Source organism: Pseudoalteromonas sp. T1lg23B, assembly GCF_002964665.1.
Lineage (GTDB): Bacteria > Pseudomonadota > Gammaproteobacteria > Enterobacterales > Alteromonadaceae > Pseudoalteromonas.
The window spans coordinates 163,377-188,066 of the sequence record NZ_PQBZ01000013.1; the positions used below are offsets into that span (position 1 = coordinate 163,377).

19 protein-coding genes are annotated in these 24,690 nt (G+C 42.2%); 11 read left to right on the forward strand and 8 right to left on the reverse strand.

Annotation, left to right across the window (positions count from 1 at the left end; all coding sequences use genetic code 11):
• Positions 1-5 precede the first annotated feature (5 nt).
• From C2M32_RS20975 to tatA, 6 genes are all read right to left on the reverse strand, one after another.
• Positions 6-359, reverse strand: coding sequence for a cytochrome c biogenesis protein CcdA (locus C2M32_RS20975; protein WP_267894516.1), 354 nt, complete (start codon positions 357-359; stop codon positions 6-8).
• 14 nt (positions 360-373) lie between these two features.
• Positions 374-685, reverse strand: a complete 312-nt coding sequence (locus tag C2M32_RS20980; protein ID WP_267894517.1) for a cytochrome c biogenesis protein CcdA — start codon at positions 683-685, stop codon at positions 374-376.
• A 484-nt stretch (positions 686-1,169) separates the two neighbouring features.
• On the reverse strand, positions 1,170-2,156 hold the full coding sequence (locus C2M32_RS04370; RefSeq protein WP_105167285.1) for a fumarylacetoacetate hydrolase family protein: 987 nt from the start codon (positions 2,154-2,156) through the stop codon (positions 1,170-1,172).
• 58 nt (positions 2,157-2,214) lie between these two features.
• Positions 2,215-2,976, reverse strand: a complete 762-nt coding sequence (tatC, locus tag C2M32_RS04375) for a twin-arginine translocase subunit TatC (RefSeq protein WP_105167286.1) — start codon at positions 2,974-2,976, stop codon at positions 2,215-2,217.
• Positions 2,957-3,265: a Sec-independent protein translocase protein TatB gene (tatB, locus tag C2M32_RS04380; protein ID WP_105167287.1), complete on the reverse strand. Its 309-nt coding sequence runs from the start codon at positions 3,263-3,265 to the stop codon at positions 2,957-2,959. The genes tatC and tatB overlap by 20 nt, the downstream gene beginning before the upstream one ends.
• A gap of 2 nt (positions 3,266-3,267) precedes the next feature.
• The gene (gene tatA / locus C2M32_RS04385) at positions 3,268-3,519 is read right to left on the reverse strand and encodes a Sec-independent protein translocase subunit TatA (RefSeq protein ID WP_105167288.1); all 252 of its coding nucleotides are present in this window, start codon (positions 3,517-3,519) and stop codon (positions 3,268-3,270) included.
• 532 nt (positions 3,520-4,051) lie between these two features.
• On the opposite strand from tatA, the gene C2M32_RS04390 reads away from it, so the two are divergent.
• The 11 genes from C2M32_RS04390 (at position 4,052) to C2M32_RS04440 (ending at position 19,615) form a co-directional block, all read left to right on the forward strand.
• The gene (locus C2M32_RS04390) at positions 4,052-5,500 is read left to right on the forward strand and encodes a sodium/proline symporter (protein ID WP_105167289.1); all 1,449 of its coding nucleotides are present in this window, start codon (positions 4,052-4,054) and stop codon (positions 5,498-5,500) included.
• Between the two features lie 2 nt (positions 5,501-5,502).
• Positions 5,503-7,296: a winged helix-turn-helix domain-containing protein gene (locus C2M32_RS04395; RefSeq protein ID WP_105167290.1), complete on the forward strand. Its 1,794-nt coding sequence runs from the start codon at positions 5,503-5,505 to the stop codon at positions 7,294-7,296.
• 458 nt (positions 7,297-7,754) lie between these two features.
• Complete coding sequence (locus C2M32_RS04400) at positions 7,755-10,025, forward strand: GMC oxidoreductase (protein ID WP_105167291.1); 2,271 nt, start codon at positions 7,755-7,757, stop codon at positions 10,023-10,025.
• Between the two features lie 329 nt (positions 10,026-10,354).
• On the forward strand, positions 10,355-11,539 hold the full coding sequence (locus C2M32_RS04405; RefSeq protein ID WP_105167292.1) for a phenylacetate--CoA ligase family protein: 1,185 nt from the start codon (positions 10,355-10,357) through the stop codon (positions 11,537-11,539).
• Between the two features lie 86 nt (positions 11,540-11,625).
• Entirely contained in the window at positions 11,626-12,981 is a 1,356-nt protein-coding gene (locus C2M32_RS04410) for an aldehyde dehydrogenase family protein (RefSeq protein ID WP_105167293.1), read from the forward strand.
• A gap of 64 nt (positions 12,982-13,045) precedes the next feature.
• Positions 13,046-13,327 carry a DUF1330 domain-containing protein gene (locus tag C2M32_RS04415; protein WP_199886112.1) on the forward strand — a complete coding sequence of 94 codons (282 nt, stop codon included), beginning with the start codon at positions 13,046-13,048 and terminating at the stop codon, positions 13,325-13,327.
• Positions 13,328-14,219: 892 nt separating this feature from the next.
• Complete coding sequence (locus tag C2M32_RS04420; RefSeq protein ID WP_105167294.1) at positions 14,220-15,119, forward strand: 3-hydroxy-3-methylglutaryl-CoA lyase; 900 nt, start codon at positions 14,220-14,222, stop codon at positions 15,117-15,119.
• Complete coding sequence (locus tag C2M32_RS04425; protein ID WP_105167295.1) at positions 15,112-15,918, forward strand: alpha/beta hydrolase; 807 nt, start codon at positions 15,112-15,114, stop codon at positions 15,916-15,918. Before C2M32_RS04420 ends, C2M32_RS04425 begins: the two co-directional genes overlap by 8 nt.
• Positions 15,908-18,055, forward strand: coding sequence for an isocitrate/isopropylmalate dehydrogenase family protein (locus C2M32_RS04430; protein ID WP_105167296.1), 2,148 nt, complete (start codon positions 15,908-15,910; stop codon positions 18,053-18,055). The genes C2M32_RS04425 and C2M32_RS04430 overlap by 11 nt, the downstream gene beginning before the upstream one ends.
• Positions 18,056-18,069: 14 nt before the next feature.
• Positions 18,070-18,747: an RraA family protein gene (locus C2M32_RS04435; RefSeq protein ID WP_105167297.1), complete on the forward strand. Its 678-nt coding sequence runs from the start codon at positions 18,070-18,072 to the stop codon at positions 18,745-18,747.
• The gene (locus C2M32_RS04440; protein ID WP_105167298.1) at positions 18,737-19,615 is read left to right on the forward strand and encodes a DUF6282 family protein; all 879 of its coding nucleotides are present in this window, start codon (positions 18,737-18,739) and stop codon (positions 19,613-19,615) included. Before C2M32_RS04435 ends, C2M32_RS04440 begins: the two co-directional genes overlap by 11 nt.
• Positions 19,616-19,707: 92 nt before the next feature.
• On the opposite strand, the gene C2M32_RS04445 is transcribed toward C2M32_RS04440, so the two are convergent.
• Positions 19,708-20,790 carry a hypothetical protein gene (locus C2M32_RS04445; RefSeq protein WP_105167299.1) on the reverse strand — a complete coding sequence of 361 codons (1,083 nt, stop codon included), beginning with the start codon at positions 20,788-20,790 and terminating at the stop codon, positions 19,708-19,710.
• Positions 20,791-22,063: 1,273 nt separating this feature from the next.
• On the reverse strand, positions 22,064-24,607 hold the full coding sequence (locus C2M32_RS04450) for an Ig-like domain-containing protein (protein WP_105167300.1): 2,544 nt from the start codon (positions 24,605-24,607) through the stop codon (positions 22,064-22,066).
• Positions 24,608-24,690: the final 83 nt, after the last annotated feature.

The window sequence follows — 24,690 nt, forward strand, 5'->3', positions numbered from 1 at the left end:
ATTTCCTATAGGACTTGTAGAATAAAATAGATAGATACACCCACCATTGCAGATGCCATCACAATATTTGAAATGCGTAGCCATGGGCCTGAGCGCGGCAGTAGGTTTATAAAACCGCTTAGACTACCGGCTAAAATGAGTAGGATGCTCATACCCAATGCAAACAAAAACATACTGACTGAGCCAAGTACAGCATCTCCTTGGGCTGCTACGTACATGAGGAGCATTCCCAATATTGGAGAGGTACAAGGTGCCATCACAAGCCCAGAAAGCGCGCCAGAAACAAAGACATTTAAATGCTTGGATTTTAAGTTTGGCGTGAGTGAAACACCAAGATGAGGGAGCTTTATCCAACCCATTATCCACATTGCCATCACCAGACAAAACACCGCGACAAATGACAAGGTAGCAGGATGAGAGCGACCGAACCAAAAACCTGTCCTGATTTTCCTGCCAGCATGCCAAGTCCAGCATATACAACCGCTAATCCGAACACATAGCTGAAGGATAAATAGCAGCTCTGCTTGCTTGTTTTAGCATGACTCCCAATGACTGAAACAGTGATGGGGATCATGGGATAAATACAAGGAGTTAAACTGGTGAGTAATCCAGCTACAAATATTAGCCCCATGATGGTGATAGAGATTTCGCCACTCATTAAGGCTGTTTGAATCATGTCGTTCATGACCTTCCATGCTCCGGTATCTTGATTGTTGGTACGAAATGTAAGGTACAGTACTTTTTCGACGAGCCAATCAAATACTCTTTAAATTATCCTAATATTTTATTTTATATAAATTTCATATGAATATATCCTTAACTATCAATGGTATGCGGTTTTTGCTGGGGTGGTCATGTGCGATGAAGATCTGAACCTATTTATCGCTACGTTATCAATAGCCAAAATGTATACCTTGCTATTCATTGCCAGTTAGTTTGTGGTTACTGTTAGGCGTCATTAGGGGGAAGAAAAACATCAAGGTGGTATGTGCTTTTTGTGTGGGTATTTAGCCTGTATTAACCTTAGCTACTCTCATCAGAGATTGCTGGCATAGCTAACATAAAGTGAATGAAAAAGTGATGGGCGTTGCTAGAGAGTGTAGGGAACGATGTTCAGGCTAAGCCCATGGCAGGTTTGCTTAGCTTATCCTGAACATGAATCTGACTATTTACTGTTGATATTGGACAACACGTTGCTTGATTTGGCCAAAAATAGACTGACCCGCTGGGTCGAGCATTTCGATAGAAACGGTGTCATCAAAACTCATAAAGGGCGTTTGAGCCTCGCCACTTTCAATCACCTCTAGCATGCGCTTTTCGGCTAAGCAGCTTGAGCCTGCACTGCGATCATAGTTGGAAATTGTACCTGAGCCTATTATGCTTCCCGCTGTCATATGTCTGGTTTTTGCAGCATGTGCAATGATAGTAGGGAAATCAAATGTCATGTCTACACCACAATTTGGCGACCCAAATAGTTCATCATTGAGATGAGTAACTAAAGGCAATAAAACTTTACCGCCATCCCAATGTTGCTCTAGCTCATCAGGAGTCACTGCAACAGGAGAAAAGGCACTTGCTGGTTTACTGTTGAAAAAGCCGAAGCCTTTAGCCAACTCGTTCGGTATCAAGTTTCTTAAAGACACATCATTGACCAACATGATGAGTTTGATATGGTCTTTGGCTTGCTCTGGCGTAACGCCCATTGGCACGTCGTCAGTAATGACAGCCACTTCAGATTCAAAGTCTATACCCCAATCAGTACTGGCTAATTCGATATTATCTCTTGGACCAATAAATGCGTCTGAACCACCTTGATAAATCAATGGATCGGTCCAAAAAGTGTCTGGCATCTGCGCACCGCGCGCCTTACGAACCAGTTCGACATGATTTACATATGCGCTACCGTCGGCCCATTGATAAGCTCGGGGCAGAGGAGATTCGCAGTCTGTCTGTTCAAATGCAAAGCTATTTTCCACTTGGTTTGCATTTAACTGTTTATAAATATCATTCAGCTTCGGCTCAATAGCTTGCCAATTATCAATTGCGTATTGCATGGTTGGAGCTATATTCGATACTTCGACGGCGCGTGTGAGGTCTTTTGAGACAACAACCAGTTTACCATCACGACTATTGTTTTTGAGTGAGGCTAGTTTCATTACAACTCCTTTGTTGTTTACATTATTTTCGGGTAAAAACGATATGAACACGCTCTAACTATGTGTTTGAGAGCGCTTTTGAGTCACTACTATCGGTTTGTTGCTTGGTGACGAGCTTACTAAATATAAGACCTAGCTCAAAAAGCACTAGCATGGGGATGGCAAGCATGGTTTGTGATAGAACATCTGGTGGTGTTAGAAGCATCGAAATAGCAAATGCGCCCACCACAATATACGGTCGGTGCTTTTTTAAATCATCAGCAGAGGTAATACCTGACCAGCAAAGCAGCATAGTGGCAATCGGGATCTCAAATACGATTCCAAATGCGAAAAACATCTTGATGACAAAGCTCAAGTAGCTACTAATATCGGGTGTAAGGGCAATAACATCAGGGCCAACGCTTGCGAAAAACTCAAATATAACTGGAAATACAATGTAATAGCTAAACGCTATGCCACTGTAGAATAAAACGATGCTTGAGACTAACATGGGGATCAGAATACGTTTTTCCGTGCCGTAGAGCCCAGGAGCAATAAACCCCCAGCATTGATGTAAAATATAGGGGATGACCGCGAACACAGAAACGAGCAGTGTTAATTTGAAAGGGGCGAAAAATGGTGCTGTTACGTCGGTTGCAATCATGGTGTTTTCTATCGGCAGGCTAGTTGCAAGTGGTGCTGCTACGAAACTATAGATATCGTTGCTAAAGCCAACCAGCATAACGAAAACGATTAAAACAGCGGCCAAGATCCTGACTAAGCGATTACGAACTTCAACGAGATGTTCAATAATTGTTTGTTTATTTGCTTTGTGACCCATTTGGATTTTCCCTGTGTTGCGGCTGTCTCAAATCCACTTTAGTGAGATCTTGCAAAGAATGTTGTATGTCGGGCACTTTGAAATTACTCCGTAACTCAGCCGCTTTACGTAAGTTCTCTTTCAACTCCAAGCTATGAAGGTCTTCATTTAACTCGGTTTGAATCGAACTCATCATGCTTTTGGCTTTATTAATCCAGCGCAATACCGTGCGAATCGCAATTGGGAGTCGCTCAGGTCCCAACACAATTAGGCCTACTACGAAAACAACCATTAACTCCCAAATGCCCATAACTATGCCTTTTGCTTAAGCGCTTCTTGTTGAACCGATGGTGCTTCTTTTTTATCATTTTGCTCTATAAAGTTGGCATCCGGTGCCGGTACTTTATCATCGCTGTGCTTTCCATCATCCATTGCTTGTTTAAAGCCTTTTAAAGCACCGCCTAAATCAGAACCCAAATTTTTCAATTTCTTAGTACCGAATAGAAGTACAATGATTGCCAAAACGATCAGCAGTTGCCAAATGCTAACTCCACCTATACCCATAGTTATCTCCTTAAATGTGTTGTTGCAAAATATATGGTTTTTCTTGTATTACCTGACATTACTCAATGCGCAATGATGCGCAAGCACACGCGGACAAGGTCTAAGTGTGAGTCCACCAAAGGTGAGTAAAAGTAACTTTTTAGATGATTTATGAAAATACGCGGCTAAGGTATCACCATCGGAATTATGAAGTCAATTACCCAGCTGAAGGTTTAATATTAAATTATTATATTAATTTTTTGTTACAGTTTTATCGTTGAAGCACGGGGGTTTTGATAAAAGATCTCACACATGAGATGTTTTGTGGAATGTAGATAATGTATGCTGAAATGCCTCGCAACTTAAGATTTGATAGGGGGTTAGCATGTATTGCTCTCAGGGATAGGGAATACAACTCAATTTTGAATTGGAATGAAAAAGTAAATTTTTGTTGACTTATCGTTGCACAATCGTTTAGTTTTTACCCGCTAGCCAGCATAGGTAGCCCTCACATTAGAATTTAACAGCTTATTTCAAATAAAAGAACTTAGACATGGAAATTGTCATATTTACTATTTTATTAATATTATTCACTTTTTCAGGGGCATGGGCATCTAGGAAAAACAGGAATCAGGGTGATGAAGATTATTTATTAGCTGGGAATGACGTATCTCCTTTGGCCGCAGCGCTTTCTGCGGCGGCTACAAAATATAGTGGTTATATGTTTATTGCTATGATGGGCTACATATATACCTTTGGTCTTTCAGCTATTTGGTTGATGTGTGGTTTTCTATTCGGGGATATGTTGGCATATTTCTTTGTCCATGAAAAAGTTCGACAGCAAACCATACGCACAGGTTCTTTGACTTTTGCTGAATTGGTTAGCAACTGGAATGGACAGAAAAATAATACGTTGAGAGTCTCAATAGGATTAATTTCCTTAGTTTTTCTGATCACTTATGCGGCAGCGCAGTTTAGTGCGGGTGGTAAAGCACTGCATGTTTTATTCGGTTGGCATCAACATGTCGGTACGATCTTGGGGGGAATATTGATCCTCTCCTATTGTTTGTACGGTGGATTAAAGGCGTCGATAGTGACCGACGTCATTCAATCGGGCGTGATGATGGTGGCCATGTTTATGCTTTTGGCAGTGGCCGTTTACAATCTGGGTGGGGTTGGCGATTTTATCGCGCGTTTGGCAGAGGTATCTCCCTCGTATCTGGATCTCGGACTAGAGCGTTTTGGTTCATTTACAGCATTATTTTTGTTTATTTCAGGCTGGATGTTTAGTGGCATTGGTGTGATAGGTCAACCTCACGTAATGGTGCGTTTTATGGCGTTGGATAAAAATGCCAGTATTGCACGCTCAGGTGTATATTACTTTACTTGGAGTGCGGTATTTCTTTCATTGGTAATGGCAGTTGGTTTTGCTACACGTATTTATATTACCGATGTTATGAACTTTGACGCGGAATTGGCATTGCCAATGTTAACAACAATGTTGTTATCGAGCGTGGGTGTAGGGATTATGATGGCGGGTATTTTTGCAGCGATTATGTCTACTACCGATTCACAGATTTTAAGCTGCTCGGCAGTACTAACAGAAGATTTAAAACTAGGGAAAGGGCGCTTTAACCGCATTCATTTTACTTTTGCGATGACGACACTCGCGTTGCTAATCAGCGTGTTTGCGGATGAAAGTGTCTTTACGTTAGTTATTTTGGCTTGGTCTGGACTATCAAGCGCGATCGGACCTTTGGCAATTTTACAAGCGCTAGGTAAAAAGTCACCTCAATGGCTGTCTTTATGTATGGTTTTTGGTGGTCTTGGGGTTTCAATCGCTTGGCGTATGGCAGGGTTTCATACTGCAATATACGAGGCGATGCCAGGAATGCTCAGTGGGTTTGTGATTTATTACCTTGGCTATAGTTTGGTATTAAAGCGCTCGTCAGATGTTATGTTTTCCACGCAACAGCCAAGTGTTGATGGAGAGAGCAGCTAAAAATGCCTGGATATCAATTCGCTGACTATGAATTTGATACAGCTCAAAAATTATTATGTTTAAAAAACTCGGTTGATAGTGATGGCCCTCGTTGCATACCACTTAGAAATAAGGTTGCTAAGTTACTCTGCTACTTGATTGAAAACAGAGAGCGTGTGGTAAGTAAAGAAGAGCTATTAGATGCTATTTGGGCGCAGAATGTGCTTCGAGAAAACTCCCTGACCCAAAGTGTCAGAGAGCTAAGGAGTGTGCTAAACGACAATGCACAGTCACCAGAGTATATAAAAACCTTCACTCAACTTGGTTATAGATGGGTCTGTGAAACATCAGCCATTACAACCGAGGCGGCAGAGGTTGCTGTTCAACCAAGACATCAATCCCAGTTGGCTAAGCGCTTCTGGATGGTGTTATTGGGGGTGCTATTTGTGGTGGTTCTGGGGGGATATTTGTTATCCAACGCTGATTCAGGTGTCTCGCTTGAAAAGCAAAAAATAACAAAGAACTCATTAATGATACTCCCTTTGAACAATGCGACAAACGATCCGAGCATGAGTTGGTTGGAGTTAGGTTTAGCAGACATGCTGGCCGTTACGTTACAGGGTGATAGTCGGATTCAAGTAACTTCTCCTGCGTCAGGAAGGTTACTTTTAGTCGAAAAAGGTTTGAGTTGGCCTGCGAGCAGGATACAGATCAAAGCTATTTTAGAGGAACAAGGGATTGCCGCGGCTTTGCTGGGAAGTGTTCGTCTTTATGACGGGCAGCAAGTTTTAGACTTTATGATTGTGTATGCCAATGGTGATGTGAAGCAAGGGAGTATGGCTTTTGCGTCTTTGCCAGCTGAAGTACTAAAAATTAGCAGGCAAATTATCACGCTCATGTTATCCGAAGACCCTGTCGGTCAATTGCAGGTTAAGGGTGAGCCTGTGGAGTCTTTGGCTATTGCTCAGGGGCTGGCGCAGTTTTACCAATCAGGACCGCTACTGGCGCAGAAATATTTTAAAGCGGCTTTGGAAATTAATAAGCACAATTACTGGACGTACATCTATCTGGCAAACGCACAGTTGGCCAGCGGGCAATGGCAATTAGCTACGCAGACGCTAGAGCATATATCGCAAAGTGCTATGGATAAAGATGCTTATTTGAATGCGTACGTATACTTTTTGCAAAGTGAGATAGCATTTCGTCGTGGGGTGTTAGCACCACAACAAATTGAACGCACCATTGAACAGGTAAAGCGTTCAACGAATGTAGAACTATTGGCTAGGAGCTTCCGTTTACAGGCAAGTTTGGCAGCGACTCTTGGAGACTGGCATGGGTATCAAAGCTGGAGTGAACAAGCTAATGCATTGGCGACAGTTGATGATATGTTTTATTTTACGACTGACTTTTTATTGTTGGATGCCAGTGAGCATAGTTTAGATAAGAATTTGATATCGTATTTATACCGTAAAAACAAAGGCGAATTTGAGAAGCAAACAAATGGACATAAGTATGATTTGCTAAATGGTAAGTTGCAGGCAGATGTAAATATGTCTATTGGTATTAACCCTGAGTATAGTTTGCAGACAAGGCATCAGTCCTTAAAAAAAGCAGTTGCTTTATACCGCTCTTATCATTTCCGTTGGGAGCTGGCTCATGCTTTATATTATTTAGGTAAGTTCTCTTATAAGGACGAGTGTGAGCTATCAAGAGGATATTTTCTTGAAGCCCAAACAATTGCTATAGAGCTGGATGCGCAGTACTTAAGAAAGTTTATAAAAAAAATGCTTGATAACCGTCAGTGTAATATAAATTAATTATTTGTGGCTTATTATTGCTTATATGAATACATTGCGTTTGTTTCATGTTCCCACAGTAATTTTTGGCTGAGGTTAGAGCTTGTACGCCTTTTTGAAAGATATTTTATATTCTGGATGATACGTCGGATTTAGCTTGTTAGAGCGCACTCTAAGCTGGAGTTTTTTTCGACTTTATAGGTTGATGAATTTTTTTATTTTTAGATTTCAAACTTGATGATGTTATACAACTGACACTTCACTTTTTAAATTTAAGAATAATCAAATAAACGGTGGCTCACTCTTAAGAGTGCCTCAGCCACAGATGTTTTAAATAACAGAAGATCATTTTGATAAAAATACAGACGGGATAGTTTTGTCCGATTTTTAGACTGTGATAGTAGATTTCGAGGTGTGATCTAGGATCGGAACGCGCTCAGAAATTGGGGGTATATTCATGCCAAGACTAAGGAGGATACATGAGTAATAATAAAAAAAATGATAAGGAAGAATTGCGTTCAAAAGCGGGGAATATGAGCCGCCGTACCTTTTTGAAAGGAAGTGCCGTTGCGGTTGCTGCTGCAAGTGGTAGCGCGTTAGCTCATACCAACTATTCATCAAAAAAGAAGCATCTAGATTTTGATGATGAATATGATTACGTGATTGTAGGTGCCGGACCTGGTGGTGGCCCAGTCGCTGCCAATCTTGCCCGTGCAGGTTACAGAGTCGCGATTTTGGAAGCTGGCTTAGACCCTATGTCTGAGCGTGCAAACAAAGCGGACCCCTCTACGAGCTTTATATATGAAACGCCGGGCTTCTTTGGTGGTGCTTCTGAGCATGCCTTATTAAGCTGGGATTTCTTTACCGATCACTTTGCAAACTTAGAGCAGCAGCGCAAAGACTTCAAATATGTTGAAGGCAAAGGGGTGTTGTATCCTCGTGGCTCATGTTTAGGCGGTTCAGCGTCACATAACGCACTGATCTTCTGTTATCCACATGACAGTGACTTTGATGAAATTGTACAAATGACGGGCGATGAGTCTTGGAATAGCGCAGCGATGCGTGACTACTTTGTGCGCATTGAAGATTGTCAGTACTGTCAACCTGATGCAGAAGGTCATGGCTTCAATGGCTATATCCCAACCAGCCTAATAGAACAAGATGCTTATGAAATCTTCCCAGAGTTCAAAGATATTGGCCTAGCGGGTGCAACATTATCAGATTCTTACTACCAAGGTAATACAGAGTTAGATGTAAACCACCCGCTGGTGGCAACGGGATCGGTCGGTTACTTCAAGACACCGATGAACACACTTAACAAGAAGCGTGTTGCTATTCGTGAACGTCTAATCGAGACACAACAGCAGTACCCTGACAACTTATTCATTATCACCAATGCGCTGGTCACTAAAGTAGTGACCCACAAGAAAATGGCGGTAGGTGTTGAGTATATGGCAGAAGGCGGCCAATCATATAAAGCCCATAAGTTGAGTGAGTTTGCAGACAAAGGTGTAAAAACTAGGATCCGCGCAAAACGTGAAGTTATCTTAGCTGGGGGTGCTTTTAATACACCACAGTTATTGAAACTATCAGGTATTGGTCCTAGAAAAGAGCTTAAGCAGCATGGTATTAAAGTGGTAAAACACTTGCCTGGCGTGGGTGAAAACCTACAAGACCGCTATGAAGTGCCTGTGATCTTTAATCTAAAAGACAGTAACAAGCTATTCGAACGCTGCCAAGCATTCCAAGTTGATGATCCGTGTTTAGCTAGCTATATCAATGGTGAGTGGCAAACGGATGGTCAGGTGCGTAATTTCTCTGGTCCTTACGCGAGTAACCCTGTGTATGCAAGTCGTATCATGAAGTCGAGCCACGCTAAAAATATGCCTGATATATTCTTAGTAGGCTTACCGATTGCCTTTAAGGGTTACTATCCACAATACTCTCTAGAGCCAATTACTAATCACTGGACTTGGCTTGTATTGAAAGTACACAACGAAAATTCGGCTGGGCGAGTTAAACTTCGTTCCGCAGATCCAACAGACACGCCATTAATTAACTTCCATTATTTTGAAGAAGGCAATGCAGACGAGTCGGATCTAAAAGCGGTGGTTGAAGGTATCCGTCATGTGCGTGAATTCATGCTTGATGGCTCGGCTCAACAGCACCTTGCGGGTGAAGCAATTCCTGGTATTGATGTTGATAGCGATGAGCAATTAGAGCAATACATTCGTAACGTGGCTTGGGGTCACCATGCGTCTTGTACAGCAAAAATTGGCTCTGACAGAGATCCTATGGCCGTACTTGATAGTCGCTTTAGAGTTCGCGGCGTTGCTAACTTACGTGTTGTGGATGCGTCAGCATTTCCGAAGACACCTGGGTTTTTCCCAACAGCAGCGATCATCATGATCAGTGAAAAAGCATCTGATGTTATTTTAGCTGACGCTGAATGTGCATCTGATGTTAAATGTCACGGATACGCTTCATGGGATCCAAAAGAGGTATACACAGAGGGCGATATGGTGACCTATAACGGCATCGTTTATCGTGCGAAGTGGTTCTCTAAAGGTGATAACCCAGACAATGGACATCCATGGCGTGAAGTCGATCCAATAGCACGCCCTTGGCGCAGTGATCTTGATTATGAACGCGGCGACCAAGTGGTTTATGAGCAGCAAACCTATCAGGCGCGCTGGTATAGCGCAAATGAGAAACCTGCGAATAGTAAAGCTTGGAAACTTGTTAAGTAAAGTCATTCTGCGATGAGTATAGTTGTATTGCAAAAGCAACAATGGCGTTTGCACTGCAACTATATTTAGCACAACAATATAGTTGTCATTGACTTGACAAAAAAATAAAGTAGGATCGTCGCTCGAATAAAATATTTTAACAAAAGTGTAACTGTTTTTGTTTCATTTGTTAAAATAAAGATTCAAGTGAGTTTAAGGAAAAACAACAGCCCAGCGAGCGAAGGATTGGTCGTGTGATCGAAAGCGTTAAAAATATCAAAATAGCCAAAGTATTGAGCCTTAAGTGAAAGCATAGTTTCACCAAAATTTATGTGAGGGATTCATTTAATATGAAACATAGTGATGTAAATATACCTGAGAAAGTAATTGCGTTTGGCGAACATGCCCTTGATGTAAGTAATCAAGAGCTTGATTGCGCACCTTATTCAAACGAATATTATGAGCTTTGCTTTGAATACACGCGTACTTTGCCTGAAGTATGTAGTTTCTATCGCCAGCGTTTTGAGCAGGCCGGTATTGACCCATCTACAATTACTAATAGAGACGCTTTTGAAGCTATCCCGCCAATGTCAAGCGGTGAGGTAAGCGCACTAACTGACAGTACGCTGTTACCTGACGCCACAAGAGAATGTTTGAAAACTGGTTTTTTCAATATGCCAGTACAAAAAAAACTATGGCGCAAATTCACAACGAGTGGCTCTAGTGGATTACGTCCCAAGGTATCTTATTACACGCGTGATGACTGGGAAGTCTTGGTGACAACCGGTGCGAGAATGCTTGCATCGCATATTCCATTTTACAAAATTTCACGTGCTCTAAACTGTTTTAACGGTGGTCATGTTGGCGCTAAATTCCAAGAAGACATTTTTTCTACATTAGGTGTTTCTGTTGAAGGTGTTCACATTAGTCGTACTACACCAGAGGCTGTATTAGAGCAGTTGGCTATCAGTGGTGCGAAAGAACTGGGTGGATTCAATACGCTAATTATTCCTCCTGGTCTGCCTAAAGGAATGCAAGGGGCAAGCAAAGGTACAAACCTTGACTCTCTGCTTGAAATCGATGTGGACAACATCATTGGTAAAAACATTCGCGTCATTCTAACCAGTGGCACCCCTCGTGAAGCACCAGGTTTAAACCTACGCCAGCGTGTTTGGGAAGCGAATGAGCTAGCAGGGCAAGAAAGAACGCAATTCTTTGAAATGTATGGCTTCTCAGAAAGCTTACCCAATGCGATGGATTGTGAAATGAACGACGGTTTACATTTAGCGCCTGGACCAACTTTTACCGAAGTGTTAGACGAAAACACGGGTAAGCATGTGAAAAGCGGAGAAAAAGGCTTTGTTGCAATTACAGGTCTTAGAAATGGTTCTCGCTTCTTACGCTACTTAGTTGGTGATGAAGCTGTGTATGTAGATGAGCCGTGTAAATGCGGTAAAACTTCACCACGTTTAAAGAACATTGAACGCGTAAAAGAAATCGAAAGGCTGCAACAGGGTTGTGGTGGCGGTTTATAAACTGCTTTGAACTATCAGGTGCTACCGAATGCTTTTGCTGTAGCACCTATATTTAGTAATACTGTTAATGGAATATAAAGTTTATCATGCAAGAAATAATTCAACTAAACAACATCATCAATGGTAATGAAAGAGAAGCTGAAGAGCGCAAAGTTGCTGGTCGTTTTAGCTTCCCTGTAACCACGGATCAAGACCTAAGCTTCGCGTTAAAGCTAACTCGTGTGCAAAAGTCGCAGCCTATTAATAAAGTGATTGAAGCGCTGTCAAAAATTGGTAGAGATGCGAATTGGATCACAGATGAAGATCTAAAGATTCAAGCAGAATTAAGTGGTAGCCCGATTAAACACATGCGTAAGTCGATTGATGTGATCAACACTTGGCTCGCTGGCTTAAAAGACTATGTACAAATCAATGGCAAGCTAAAGCCGGTACAGGGTACAGATGAACCAAAAGAAGTGTTACTAGACGACAAAGGCATGCTATTCCGTGGCGGTCTATCTACCATGTTTGTATTGGCCGGTGATGAAGTTGCTATCGCGCCTTGGAACATCGCCCAAGCGATGCTTGCAGATTCACGAGCAATTGTGAAACCTAGTAAAATTGAGCCACTAAGCGCATATTTATTCACCAAAGCCATTATTGCCGAGGGTTTAACGCCACCATCGTTGCTGTATATCAGCCGTGACTCAGAAGCCGAACAAGACTTGGTTAAAAAGGCCATTAAACTGACACAGCAGTCTGTAATTTATGGTGAAGATCACACTGTAGACGCAATTTGTGGACCATTTGGTTTCCGTGTAGACCATAAGTCAATCACGTTCTTGACGGGTCGCTCAGGTGCTATCGTGTGGGATGATGCGGATGTGCAACTGACTGCGGCAGCCATTGTAAGAGGTGCCACAGACGACAGGGGTAACCGTTGTAACTCTACTAAGAAAGTTTTTGCGCCTCGTGCTATGGCGTCCGCGTTGCAAGCGGCGATGGTTGCAGAAGCTGATAAACTCGTGCGTGGAGCGCCACAAGATGACGCGACGGATCTTGGCCGTTCAGAGCCACAGGCACGTGAAATCGCACAGGGCTGGACAAGCTCAGGTCAGGTTTTCTATGACCGTGATATGTTCTTCATGACGGTTGAAAAAGAAGCGCCAGTATTGCGTGAAGAGATCCCCTACCCAACAGTTTCAGTGTGCTACTACGATGAGGGTGAAGACCCAGTTGAGTTAGCTAACGAGAGCGTTCGTGGTACTCCTCTTGGGGCATCTATAGCATTGTCTTTATTTACAAGCGATGAAAACCGTTATCTAGAAGCGGCTTCACGTCTTGATACCTGTAAAGCATTACATAACTTACCGTCAACAGAGTTTGATTTCTGGACAACACATCAGCGCTTGCACTTGTTTACAGAGCTGATGAGACGCACTGAGTTAATTACAAACAACTAAACAACACTGAGTGATCTCATGCGTGAGATCGCTTGAACAAGCACATTTATATATGGAGTAAATTATGTCTGCATTAATCATCGTTAAGCTAAAAGTTAAAGATATGGAAAAGCTAAAAGAGTACTCAGCGCAAACGGGTGCTATTTTAGAAAAGTTCGACGGTAAAGTGCTAATCAAAGGTGCACCAACAGTTCTATGTGGTGACGTAGCTGGTTTTGATAAAACGGTTGTTTTTGAATTTCCAAGCAGAGAAGCAGCGGAAGGCTGGTACAACTCGCCTGAATATCAAGCGTTAATCGCAATTCGTGACGAAGCGATGGATTGTACGTTTGAGATTGCTGCATAAGCAGAATCATTAAAGCTTAGAACACTAAGCTGAGGTGGCTTGGTCTAGCAATGCATTTATTCGAATTTCACTGCAAGTATTCGTGGATAGTGTTACAGCCCAGAAATAGGCGATAAACATTCGGTAAACTTTTGAAATAAATAGAATTAAATGTAGCAACTTTGGGCAATAGCTAGGCTGAGTCACCGATTAAAATAGCTTGCATTATAAGCTTAAGTATTTTGCCCAATATCAGTAATTAGATAATTTATAGTGATGTATTTGGTTTACTCACGTCGTTTGAGTAAGTGCTTTGAGCACCTTATGCCATGAGTGTTGGAGATGGAGTTTACTAAATAGGCGATGGTAAGCGACTTACGATCATCATGCTTTGTGAACTAAATTTTGATAGTAAAGCTAACTGACCAGTCAATAGCTGCTTAACTGCGCGTGCATGCGCTGTGGTTAACGGTGAAAGTTTTTTTGGAAAGCCATTTAGTTATCCAACATTTTAAGGGTATGCAAAGTAAGGTGTTAGCCATTCACATCAAGATATGTAGTAGCTAGATAGATTTCACATCTAGCTAAGAAGACTTGCTATGAATTTATGCATTTTAGGTATAAACGCCTAGGCATAGTCATAGCTAAAATGAAGCCATCAAACTAATAGATGTTATAAACCGTGAACTTAACTGTTGATGATTGTCATTACATGGTTCGTTTGCGGGAGGTTTTTGTGTGCCAAATACGTCATCAGTCTAATGGTTGTTTAAATTAAACTTTCTGAAAGACAGAGTTAGCGTAGTAAGTAGTAATTAGTCTCTATCAATTCAGAGTCAGTGTGCTTAATGATAAAGGGCCACTGTTTTTTACATATTTAAAGTTATATTTAACTTGAATAAGGGAATATATCATGAACAGCAACCTTGATAATGTAAAAGTAATTGATGTAACGCTGCGAGATGGTGGTTATAGAAACCGCTTTAATTTCTCTTTAGACTTCGTGCAAAATCACGTAAAAAGCATGTATGAGTCTGGCGTTGATTATGTCGAAATTGGCTACCGTAATGGTTCAGTGGTGCCAATAAAAGGAATGGGAATTACAGGTTTTAGTGAAAATCAGTATATTCAGGCCATTCGTGAAGTTGTACCTGACATGAAGTTAGTTGTTATTGCACATGCGAAAAATATTACAGAACAGGATGTGCATGACATGGCTGACATGGGGGTATCTATGGTGCGTTTTTGTACGACACCAGAGAATATCGATGCAACACTAAAGTTATCTGCGATTTCCAAGCAACGTAATATGACCACAGGTATAAACTTTGTGCGCATCAGTAGTATTGCTGACAGCCAATTAGCCGAGCTAGTTAAGCGTGTTGATAAAAGTTGTGCGGATGTCATTTATTTTGCTGATTCTAACGGTAATTTAAACCCATCAGCGGTATCACGAATCGCTGGGGTACTTAAACAAAACACCGATCTAGAGATTGGTTTTCACGCACATGATAACTTGGGTCTGGCAATGTCTAACTCAATTGCGGCGGTTGAGAGTGGTACAACCTTTATCGACGCCAGTTTATTGGGTATGGGCAAAGGTATTGGCAACTTAAAGTTAGAAAAGTGGATTGCTTATAACCTCTCTAACGGCAAGAAAAAATACATTCTTGAACAGTTATTAAAAGCGGTATCAGCACTGCGTAGTAACCCTGATTATGTTGCGTCGGATGAAGAAGAATACACAATCGATATTAAATGCGGATTGTTTAATGTGCCTTTCACTGAGCGTCATAAACTAGAAAATGCTTGAGGTAAATGATATGGGAAGTCACGGCTACGCTTACTCTCAGCACTGCACGCTATATGGCGATGATAACCTAGAACCAATCTTGATTTTGGGTCCGGTTACGCCAGCATGGAGCGGCGGTGAGTTTTGTATGGGGTTGATAGCTGCGCTTACAGAACAGGGTTATTGTGTCTATGTGTTAGATAGCGTTCATTACCTAGGTGACTTGCCGTTGCAACGTAGCAGCGAGGAAATCATTGACTCTCTTGCGGGAGTCATTAGTGAGCAGTTTCCAAACATCCAATGCATCATGGGTTATGCATTAGGTGGAACGCTCGCCTGCAAACTGGCGCATCGCCTAGAACATGTTACACATGTGGTGAGTTTGTCTGGGCCAGGGTTTATTGATGCGCCTCTGTGTCAAGCGCTCAGTGATCTCAATGTGCCACTTAGGCAAGGGGATTTGGCAAGCGCCTTATTCGCTTTGGCTAAGAGTGTTGCGCCAAAGGGAAGTATACCTAGTCAGGGGCATATAGATGCAATACCAGATGACGATCAGCATCTTGCTTGCACACGTATGCTAAATGGATTTGAGTTTTTGTTGCAACTTGATGCGCGTGAAGATTTAGCAAAGTTTAAAGGCAATGCACTGTGCGTTGTGGGTGAACTTTCGCAGTTAGCAACGCGAGATAATCAAGCGCTACAAAGCGGAAATTCACTGCACACGTTAGTCGTTGTCCCCAACGCTGGGATGAGAGTGTTGTGCGACAACATTGAATATACAATTTCAGAAATTAGTAGTTGGTTAAAAGATGAAAACTAAAAAAGTTTTAATATTACCTGGTGACGGGATCGGCCGGGAAGTGTGCGATGCAGCGCTACCTGTACTAACAGCGTTAAATCTACCTATAGAGTTAGAATATGGTGATATAGGTTGGGAGTGTTGGAAAAAAGAAGGTGACACTGTTCCTCAAGATACATGGGATAAAATAGCGCGCTCCGATGCGGTGCTATTGGGGGCGATCACCAGTAAAGGTAAAAAGCAAGCAGAGAAAGAGTTGCCAGAGCATTTGCAAGGCACCGGACATAAGTTTGTTTCTCCGGTCATTCAATTGCGTCAGAAACTAGGTCTGTTCGCGAATGTTCGCCCATCTTACTATATTTCTGGTCAAGGAAAGCCGTTTAATATGGCAGTGATCCGTGAGAATACCGAAGGCTTGTATGCTGGTTTTGATTACCATGGTATTCCTGAACAAATCCAAAGTCTGTTAAGCCACCCTAATATTGATAAGAGTGGTTTTGATAATTCAGCCATCACGCTTAGGCTACAAACGAAATTCGGTCTTACTAGATTGTTCAAGTTTGCTTTTGAGTATGCAGTTAAGCATGGTCATAAACGCGTCACGTTTGCAGATAAACCGAATGTGATGCGTGATAGCGGTGCTTTTGCTGAAGAGGTTTTAGACTCGGTAGCAGCGAATTATCCAGAGATTGAATACGACATCCAAAATGTTGATGCGATGGCACTTTGGTTAGCAACACGCCCAGAGCAGTTTGGTGTAATAGTTGCTGAAAACATGTTTGGGGATATTTTATCTGATCTTGCCGGCGGAGTAATGGGTGGATTAGGCTTGGCTCCAAGCGCAAACTATGGTGAGGGTACCGCTTATTTTGAGCCGGTTCATGGTAGTGCGCCAAGTATGTACGGTAAAAATAAAGCAAACCCTAGCGCAATGTTTTTAAGTATTGCATTAATGCTAGATTACCTTGGCTTCGAAGACGCTGCGGAAAAAATCCGTGTTGCTGTGCAAGAGACAATTCGTAAGAGTAAGAACCTTACTTATGACTTTGGTGGCGATGCTTCAACGTCTGAACTTGCTGCTCAGATCATCGATAATATTGAGAATAACAAGCAGCAACTGAGTGCGGCGATTATCACGGTAGGTGATGAATTGTTAGCTGGTGAGTACCATAATACTAACCTCAAAGAAATCAGTGAGTTTTTACAAGATAAAGGTTATCACGTTGCCGAACACCTAGTTTGCTCAGATCAAAAAAGCATGATCAATAGGGCGGTTAACAAGTATGTTGGTGCCGTGGATCTATTAGTTGTTTCTGGCGGCTTAGGACCGACATCAGATGATGTGACTCGTTATGCTGTTGCCAGTGCGCTGTCTTTACCCGTCGAGTTTAACGAGCAAAGCTGGCAGCACATTTGTAATCGCATGAGCTCTTTCAAACTAGAGGTATGTGACAAAGATAAAGTTCAAGCGTACTTCCCACAAGGTGCGACAACGATTGCCAACTCTGCGGGTATTGCTCAGGGATTCACATTGACGCGCCACAATACGGAAGTCTTAGTCCTGCCTGGACCACCAAAAGAAATGAGTGCGGTACTGAATAAGGCATTTGAAAACAGACAAAGCAATCGCATCGCGCAGCACAGTAAACACCAGTGGAAGTTATTGGGTGTGACTGAAACACAGATCAATGTGCTGATTGAAAAACTCGCTCCGGCAATTGCGAAACAAGTAAAGTATATCTGGCGTTACCCTTATCTAAATGTCAGCGTTAATTGTGATGATTCACAGCCTGAGGTTATCGAGCAATTACAAGCTGTAACGAACAGCTTAGAGGCTTTTACAGTCAGTCGAAATGGCCTAAATGCATCACAGATGATTGAGGCAACTGAAGCGCTATGTTGGAAAAGTGATGATGTCCAATTAGAAGAACTGTTACAACAATTACCAGGTAACGGTATCGGACCCACATATTACGTCAATACCATTCCAGCGATATCAGATGTGCTAAGTACAGGCAGCTTTGATGGCACATTGGAGATCCATGTACAAGCGCCAGATGGTGAACCTCGTGTGCTGGCGATCCCATTACGTGATGAATATGTCACTGAATATGTGAAAGAGTTTGCGAGTTGGTGCTACCTAACATCAGAAAGTTGATTTAAGGAAATATGATGGATTTTAATGTAGAAGAAGTTAGAGCTAGATTGAAAAAGCTTGATACCCCCGCAGTATCTGATGCAATGGATAGTTTGGGCGTCAACCGTGCGTTGCATGGTATTGAATGTCGCACGCAAGGTGTTAAGGTCGCGGGGCCGGTATTTACTGTGCAGTATGAACGTTTCGATAAATCGCCCGAGACCTTTCAAAATGCGGGTAATTACATTGATCAAGTTCCCGCGGGCGCCATTGTGTTGATTAATAACTATGGTGACACGAGTTGTACAAATTGGGGTGACATCTTAACTCGAAAAGCGATGAGTTCAGGGATTGAAGGCACAGTTGTCAATGGTTCCGCACGTGATCTAGCGGTTGTTCGTGAGCTTGGTTATCCCTTATTTAGTAAAGGGATCTACATGGTATCGGGTAAAAACAGAGTGCGAGTTAGCGCGACCAATGTACCAGTAGAGATAAACTCCGTCGTGGTGGAACCCAGTGATTGGTTATTTGCTGATGACAACGGAGTGGTGGTGATTGCCGCAGATAACTTGCTACAAGTGCTTGAACGTGCTGAGAATGTTGAAAAGACCGAAGAACGCATAGTTGCTGCGATAGAGTCGGGCGCATCACTTGATGAGGCGCGTTCACAGTATGGCTATTCAAAGCCATGGGAAGTGGTCAATGGCAACTGAATTCGTTCAACGCTGGGAACAGGAATTGGATTTTCTGGATGTACACTATCATGTAAATCCAGATACCTACACCAGACGTTTTAACTCAGTGCAAGCTGGACGAGAGTACCAGAAATTGCGCGGTGGTGTTGTGTTAAAAAGCCACCTAGGCTGTGCATGTGCAGCCGCAAGAACTGCGATAGATGAAGGCTTACCTGTATTTGGCTCTATTGTGTTAAATCAGATTGCAGGTGGTTTAAGTGTGAGAGCGATTCAAAGCGCTCTCGCTCACTATGACACAAAGCAAAATGGCAGACTTATTGTTCATTTGCCCACGATAGTACCCAATAAACACCGTAGTACTTTAGTTAGAAAGTATCACAACGATGCAATTCAAAAGTATGCGTTGCAGGAACTGAGCATCTCTGATGCTTCGGGTAAACTAAAGCCGCAGATGCAAGACATTTTACAGTTTTGTAAAGAGCATGATGTGGTTCTCTCAAGTGGTCACGCATCTCGCGCTGAGGTTGAAGCTTTAGTTGAAGCCGCTGACGTTGTAGGCGGGGTTAGAGTCATGTTAAACCAGCCAGCTAACCCGATCACAGGCATGGATGCAAACGCGCTAAAAGCGTTGGGCAGCTATGATTGGTTATACGTAGAGCAAACTGCACTCACGGTATTGTTGGGTTATCAAACGATTGAAGACTTTGGTGCAGTACTAGATGGTGTACACAATGCTATTTATAGTTCTGACCTCGGTCAAACAAGTCAAATGTTACCAATGCAATGGTTGTCACACTCCCAAGATTGGTTTGCCACGGTTGGCTTGAGTCAACAGCAAGTGACAGCCGCAATGCTACATAAACCTTTGGCTATGCTATCGCCGTGACCTGCTGTTCATCACAATATTAAAGACGATTTTTATATCCATGAAAGTCGTCTTTATTATCATCATTGATGATGTCGAATTATTTAGCCAAATTATCGCTTGGTATCCATCGCTTCTAAGCCTTTGAGTACTGTTGAAAGCGTAGATGCAACGCTGTCATAGTTTTCCCAATCAACGTTATCCCAATCAATACCAAGATCAAGTGCCATAATGTTGCTCGTTAATAGCTGTTTCACGGTATTAAGAGATTGAATAGGCTTTACTCTTACTGCTTTATGGCTTTGCGTAGGTGTTTTATCGCCCATAAGCTTACGTTCTATCTCTTTCTCAATAATACGTATATCACTGAGGTTGAGTTGTGTCTTATTGTGCTGCTGCTTGTACTCAGATTCTGCTGTGGTTACTACTTTTTTAACGTGGACAAATGGCAGTGACAAACCCTTTTCATAGGCTTTTAATACCGTATTGTAGCGGGTCAAAACATTGTAGTTGTCAAACGCCCCCATTGAGATCCCGAGGTTATGACTGATGTCTTTAACGGTTAACTTTTTTAAGCCAATTTTCAACCGTGCTGAATTAACATTTTCAATTTCGGCAATCGCTTGTTTAAAAGCAACGAGTTTGCCATATTGAGACAAGTCTTCACGGCTGGCATTTTCTTGAAATTGTTTAATCTTCGGAAGTAGAGGTTCGCTTTCATACAGCTTGAATTGGGCTGCTGAGTCATAACCATGTGCATATACCAACGCAAAGAAGCGACGATGTCCGGTCAGAATCCTATAAGTACCATCATCAAGAGGATATACGGAAGGTGCTTGAATAAGTTCTGTGATTGAAATATTTTCGCCAAGCTCAATGATGGACTTTATGGTGTGTTGTACGCTTTTCCATTGCGGCGTGTCACTGTTGAGGCAGTTAATGATACAAGACTTACCGACGATAACATGGTTTTCCGCGTCATAGATTTTGATGAGCTGTGCTTTAGATAACTTACGTTGAATAAACAATTGTGCGTCTTGATCTTTGATAAATACGGCCGGAAAGAAACGCGCATTTTCAGGATCTGGTGATACTAAGCTAAGAAAAATAGATTCATATCTATCTGCAGCATCATAAAGTTGCCCTTTTTTATTTAGTAAACTTAATAATAGCTGTTCATGCTTTAATTTGTTCATCGTTGTTTCAATCTTGTGAGGGCTTGAGACAAACCGTTGCAAATGGTTAGATAGTTGTTTGACGCACCAATATATCACGTTGTCATTAAGACATTAGACTATCTTTCCGGCTTTAAAAATACAAGTTTATCATCAGCCATTTATCTTTGTTACCGAGTAAATCTACAGTTGCCACTGACGGACTAGTTACTGTATACGAGTCAAGTGATTAAAAAATCAGTGCACTACATATTGTTGAATTAATATCTCTTGCTCTAATTTGACTTATATTCGGTTAGCTTATAGTTGTTTTTATGTTATTTTTTTGTAAATGTCCAGTTAAATGAGACGGTTCCCAGCTTTAATAGGCGTAAACCAAACCACTCATTTATCAACCTTTACGCTACCAAGCGTCAAGTGGATCATTTTCAATGTCAGTGACACCCACTTTTTTATGGCAGGTTTATTTTTGTACAACCTTCACCCTGAAAATTATCTAATAGATGGGTTAAGATTCAATCCCATTCTTTAAGGCTGTACTATTTAATTCAATACGTTATCGTGTATCGGGCAAAGAGCAGACATTGTGAAATTGCCAAAATACTCCGATTTTAGTAGCAGCAGTTGCTCTGATTATCATCATTTTTCATGTCTTTAAGCCTATGTAAATAGACTTTGCTAAGTACTGCTACTATGTTCATTGCACCAAAAAGAGTAAACCTTAAGGCTCGCTGAACAGTATATTGTAATAGTTGCGTACATTACAATAAAGTATGCGGGTTTACCAGTATAGATTTCTATACATATTAACGGCTTAACTGTTTTTCGGTCAGATTTGCTCGATTTTTCAGCAGGTTCTAACACATATTGATAGACCGGCTTGAACACTGGGTTCGCGAATACCTACTAATAATGGGATGCTCAACATATGCGCCATATTTTAATTTCTGTGCATCGAGAAAAAATAAGCAGTTAGGCCACTACGGTGCAGTTTAACATCGAAAAACGTGTAATTTAAAAATTAACGTACTGATTTTATGACGTTATCTTGTGGAGATGCACTCCAGTGAGCTTAATTTAGGGCGACAGTTTACGTGTTAAGTTGAGTTTACATATTTTGTTTTACCTTGTGTTTATCACTTCGGATCTTCATGTAAGAAATCTGAGCCGCCAGATGTTTTTGCACGCAAACAGCATGGGATGAGCGCTAAGGCATATTAGGCCCAAGGTTCAGACCTAATATGCGACTTATATTATTTATCCAATCATGTTGGCAGGCTCATTTGTGGCTAATCTATTTTTGTTGATTCAGTTGCGTTAACTTATCGCCGATGGGTTTAGAGAAATTGTAACCATCATACTTATCCCAGTTGATAGACCAAGTCATCACCCCACCAAAATTTGGATAGAGCTTACTCGGTACAATACTTGAGCAACTGACACCTTTAATCAAGCAATCTAATGCCGCAGTGATATTTGCGATAGGCGCTTGACCAGAATTAGCAGATTTGGGCCCAGAAGGTAACCCAATCGCAACTTGGTCATCTCGTAGTGGCATAAAGCGTGTACCATTTGCCAATTCAAAGCCTTCTACCAGCATTTTAGCGTGTGCAACCATCATGTTGATTGAGCCCTCTGGAGCACTACCCGGTTCATACGGGTTGGGTAAGCCGCCGTTGTTATATAGCTGCACATGTAATAGGTCTAGTGTGTCGCGCAGTTCATTGATCAGTGGAATATACGCGCCCCAAATACCAGAATAGGCAATCATACCACCGTGTACATAAGGGTGTTCAGGTGCCATGGTCAACACCATATCACCACCAATATTTTGCTCAATTTGCTTTAGCGCTCTGGGCAAACGCGCTTGAATTTGCGAGCCATGTACTAAATTTGAGCCACTTTCTAGGTCGATGTCTAATCCATCAAAACCCCATTCATTGATAATAGCTGTGAGGCTAGCAACAAAGTTTGCTTCGTCGCTGTCAGTGTTAAGGGTGATGGTACCTTCTGCACCGCCAAGGCTCAGTACAAACACTTTTCCTTGAGCTTGTAGGTTGCGCATATCTTGTTTGAACTGCTGTGGGTCAATCGGTGGGCAATTAGAGTGAATATCTTTTTCAAACAGATTGAAGTGCACCGTACCGTTTGAATTTCTATCATTGTCAGCAAAGGCAATGTCTATGATATCCCATGCATCAGACATTTGGTTAAGTGGTAATGGGCAGCCAGCGGGATTAACAAAATTGTGCCAATAGCCGATGAGTTTGTGCGTTTTGCCCAGTGGCTTATCGACCACTTTAATGCTGACACCTTCACTACTGGCTTCGTTGTTCAGACTATCTTTTGCGAGCGCGACAATGGTTTTATTACCTAAACTCGCCGGTGTATATGGTACAGAGTAAGGTGCAGTGGTATCGGTCGCAATAACCACACCATCAACTAAAAAGCGCACTTGAGTTACTTCCCCAAGTAAAGCCGAGGCACTGGCTTTAAGTGCAATGGTGTTACCTAAGGTCAATTGTGTTCCAGCGGTGGGAGCGGTGATATTTGTAACGAGTGGTTTATCAGTCACAGTGACCATTTGTTCACTGGTGCCTTGATGGCCTTCATTATCAATCGCAACCGCTTTAAGTGAGACTGCGCCTAGTTGTTGGGCCTGCCAGTTTACGCTGTAAGGGGCTTGGTTTAGGCTTGCCAGCAGCGTATTGTTAGCATAAATATCGAGCTGTTCTACTTGTCCATCGGCGTCATTGGCGTTGACGCTGATTTCATATTGATTGCCCTGTAGCAAGGTACTATTTGGTGCTGGGCTGATGATGCTAACGTCAGGTTTAATGGCGCAAATGCCTTGATCGGTCCAAGCTTCTTGCCAATGCTGACCCACGCCAGGCTCGTATGCCCACAATGCCGTTGAGCTGCACCAAGGACCAATATCGCAGCGGTATTTATGGTTGTTATGAGATACTAGGTCACCCGCGTTGTAGGAGCCGCCAGCCTGATATGCTGGAATGTTATTACAGCCACCTGAACTTGAGCTGGTGACCGTGATTTTTGCCTGCGCACTGGCTGTGGCATCTAAATCATCCGTGGCTATCACTTTGATGAGTTGTTCACCAACACTGGCAACCCACTCATGCTCATAGGGTGCATCGGTATCTTTGGCTAATAGCGTGTTGTTTAGCCAAAAGCCGACAGCTTTAATTTGTCCATCTTTATCTTGGGCATCTGCACTGATCTTAATGGTTTCGCCAGCTTTAAATTGACCATTATTTGCAGGGCTCAGCAGCTCAATTGTGGGGGGAAGGTTTGGCATACCATCGCGCACAAAAAGCCTAGCGAGATTACTCATCTTAGTCGCACCCTGATCGTCCGTGACCATGGCACTTATCTGATATTCACCGATAACTGTTTGCCAGTTTATTTGATATGGCGCGTCACGGTCTATGCCAATGGATTGATCGTTTACAAAGAACTCTACCTGTGTGACTTGTCCATCATTATCACTTGCTTGAGCACTAAAAACAGCGCTGTCATTTGCAGGTAAGGTAGTGCCATCAGCTGGGCTAGTTAACGTGATATTAGGGATTTGATTGCCACTACATTGGCCCAAAGACTTCCATACGGAATAAGGTGCCGAATTGTTAATAGGTGACTCAGCTCTCGTCCACCATTGTGCTTCAAATGCGGTATTTTGTTGTGTAACCAGAGAGCCTTTTACATATACTTCGCTGCTCGACCAAGCGGCTAGGCCATCACAGTTATAGGCGAAAGCATGCAATGGTAGGGCGCTCAATCCCAGCAATGCATGTAGCATTTTTCGTTTGTTTAGGTTCATGATTTTTCCTTTACAGTTGTATTAATTTTGCTCAAAGCAAATTTCAGCATATAACCTAGGTACATGTTAATCAATTGTGTTTT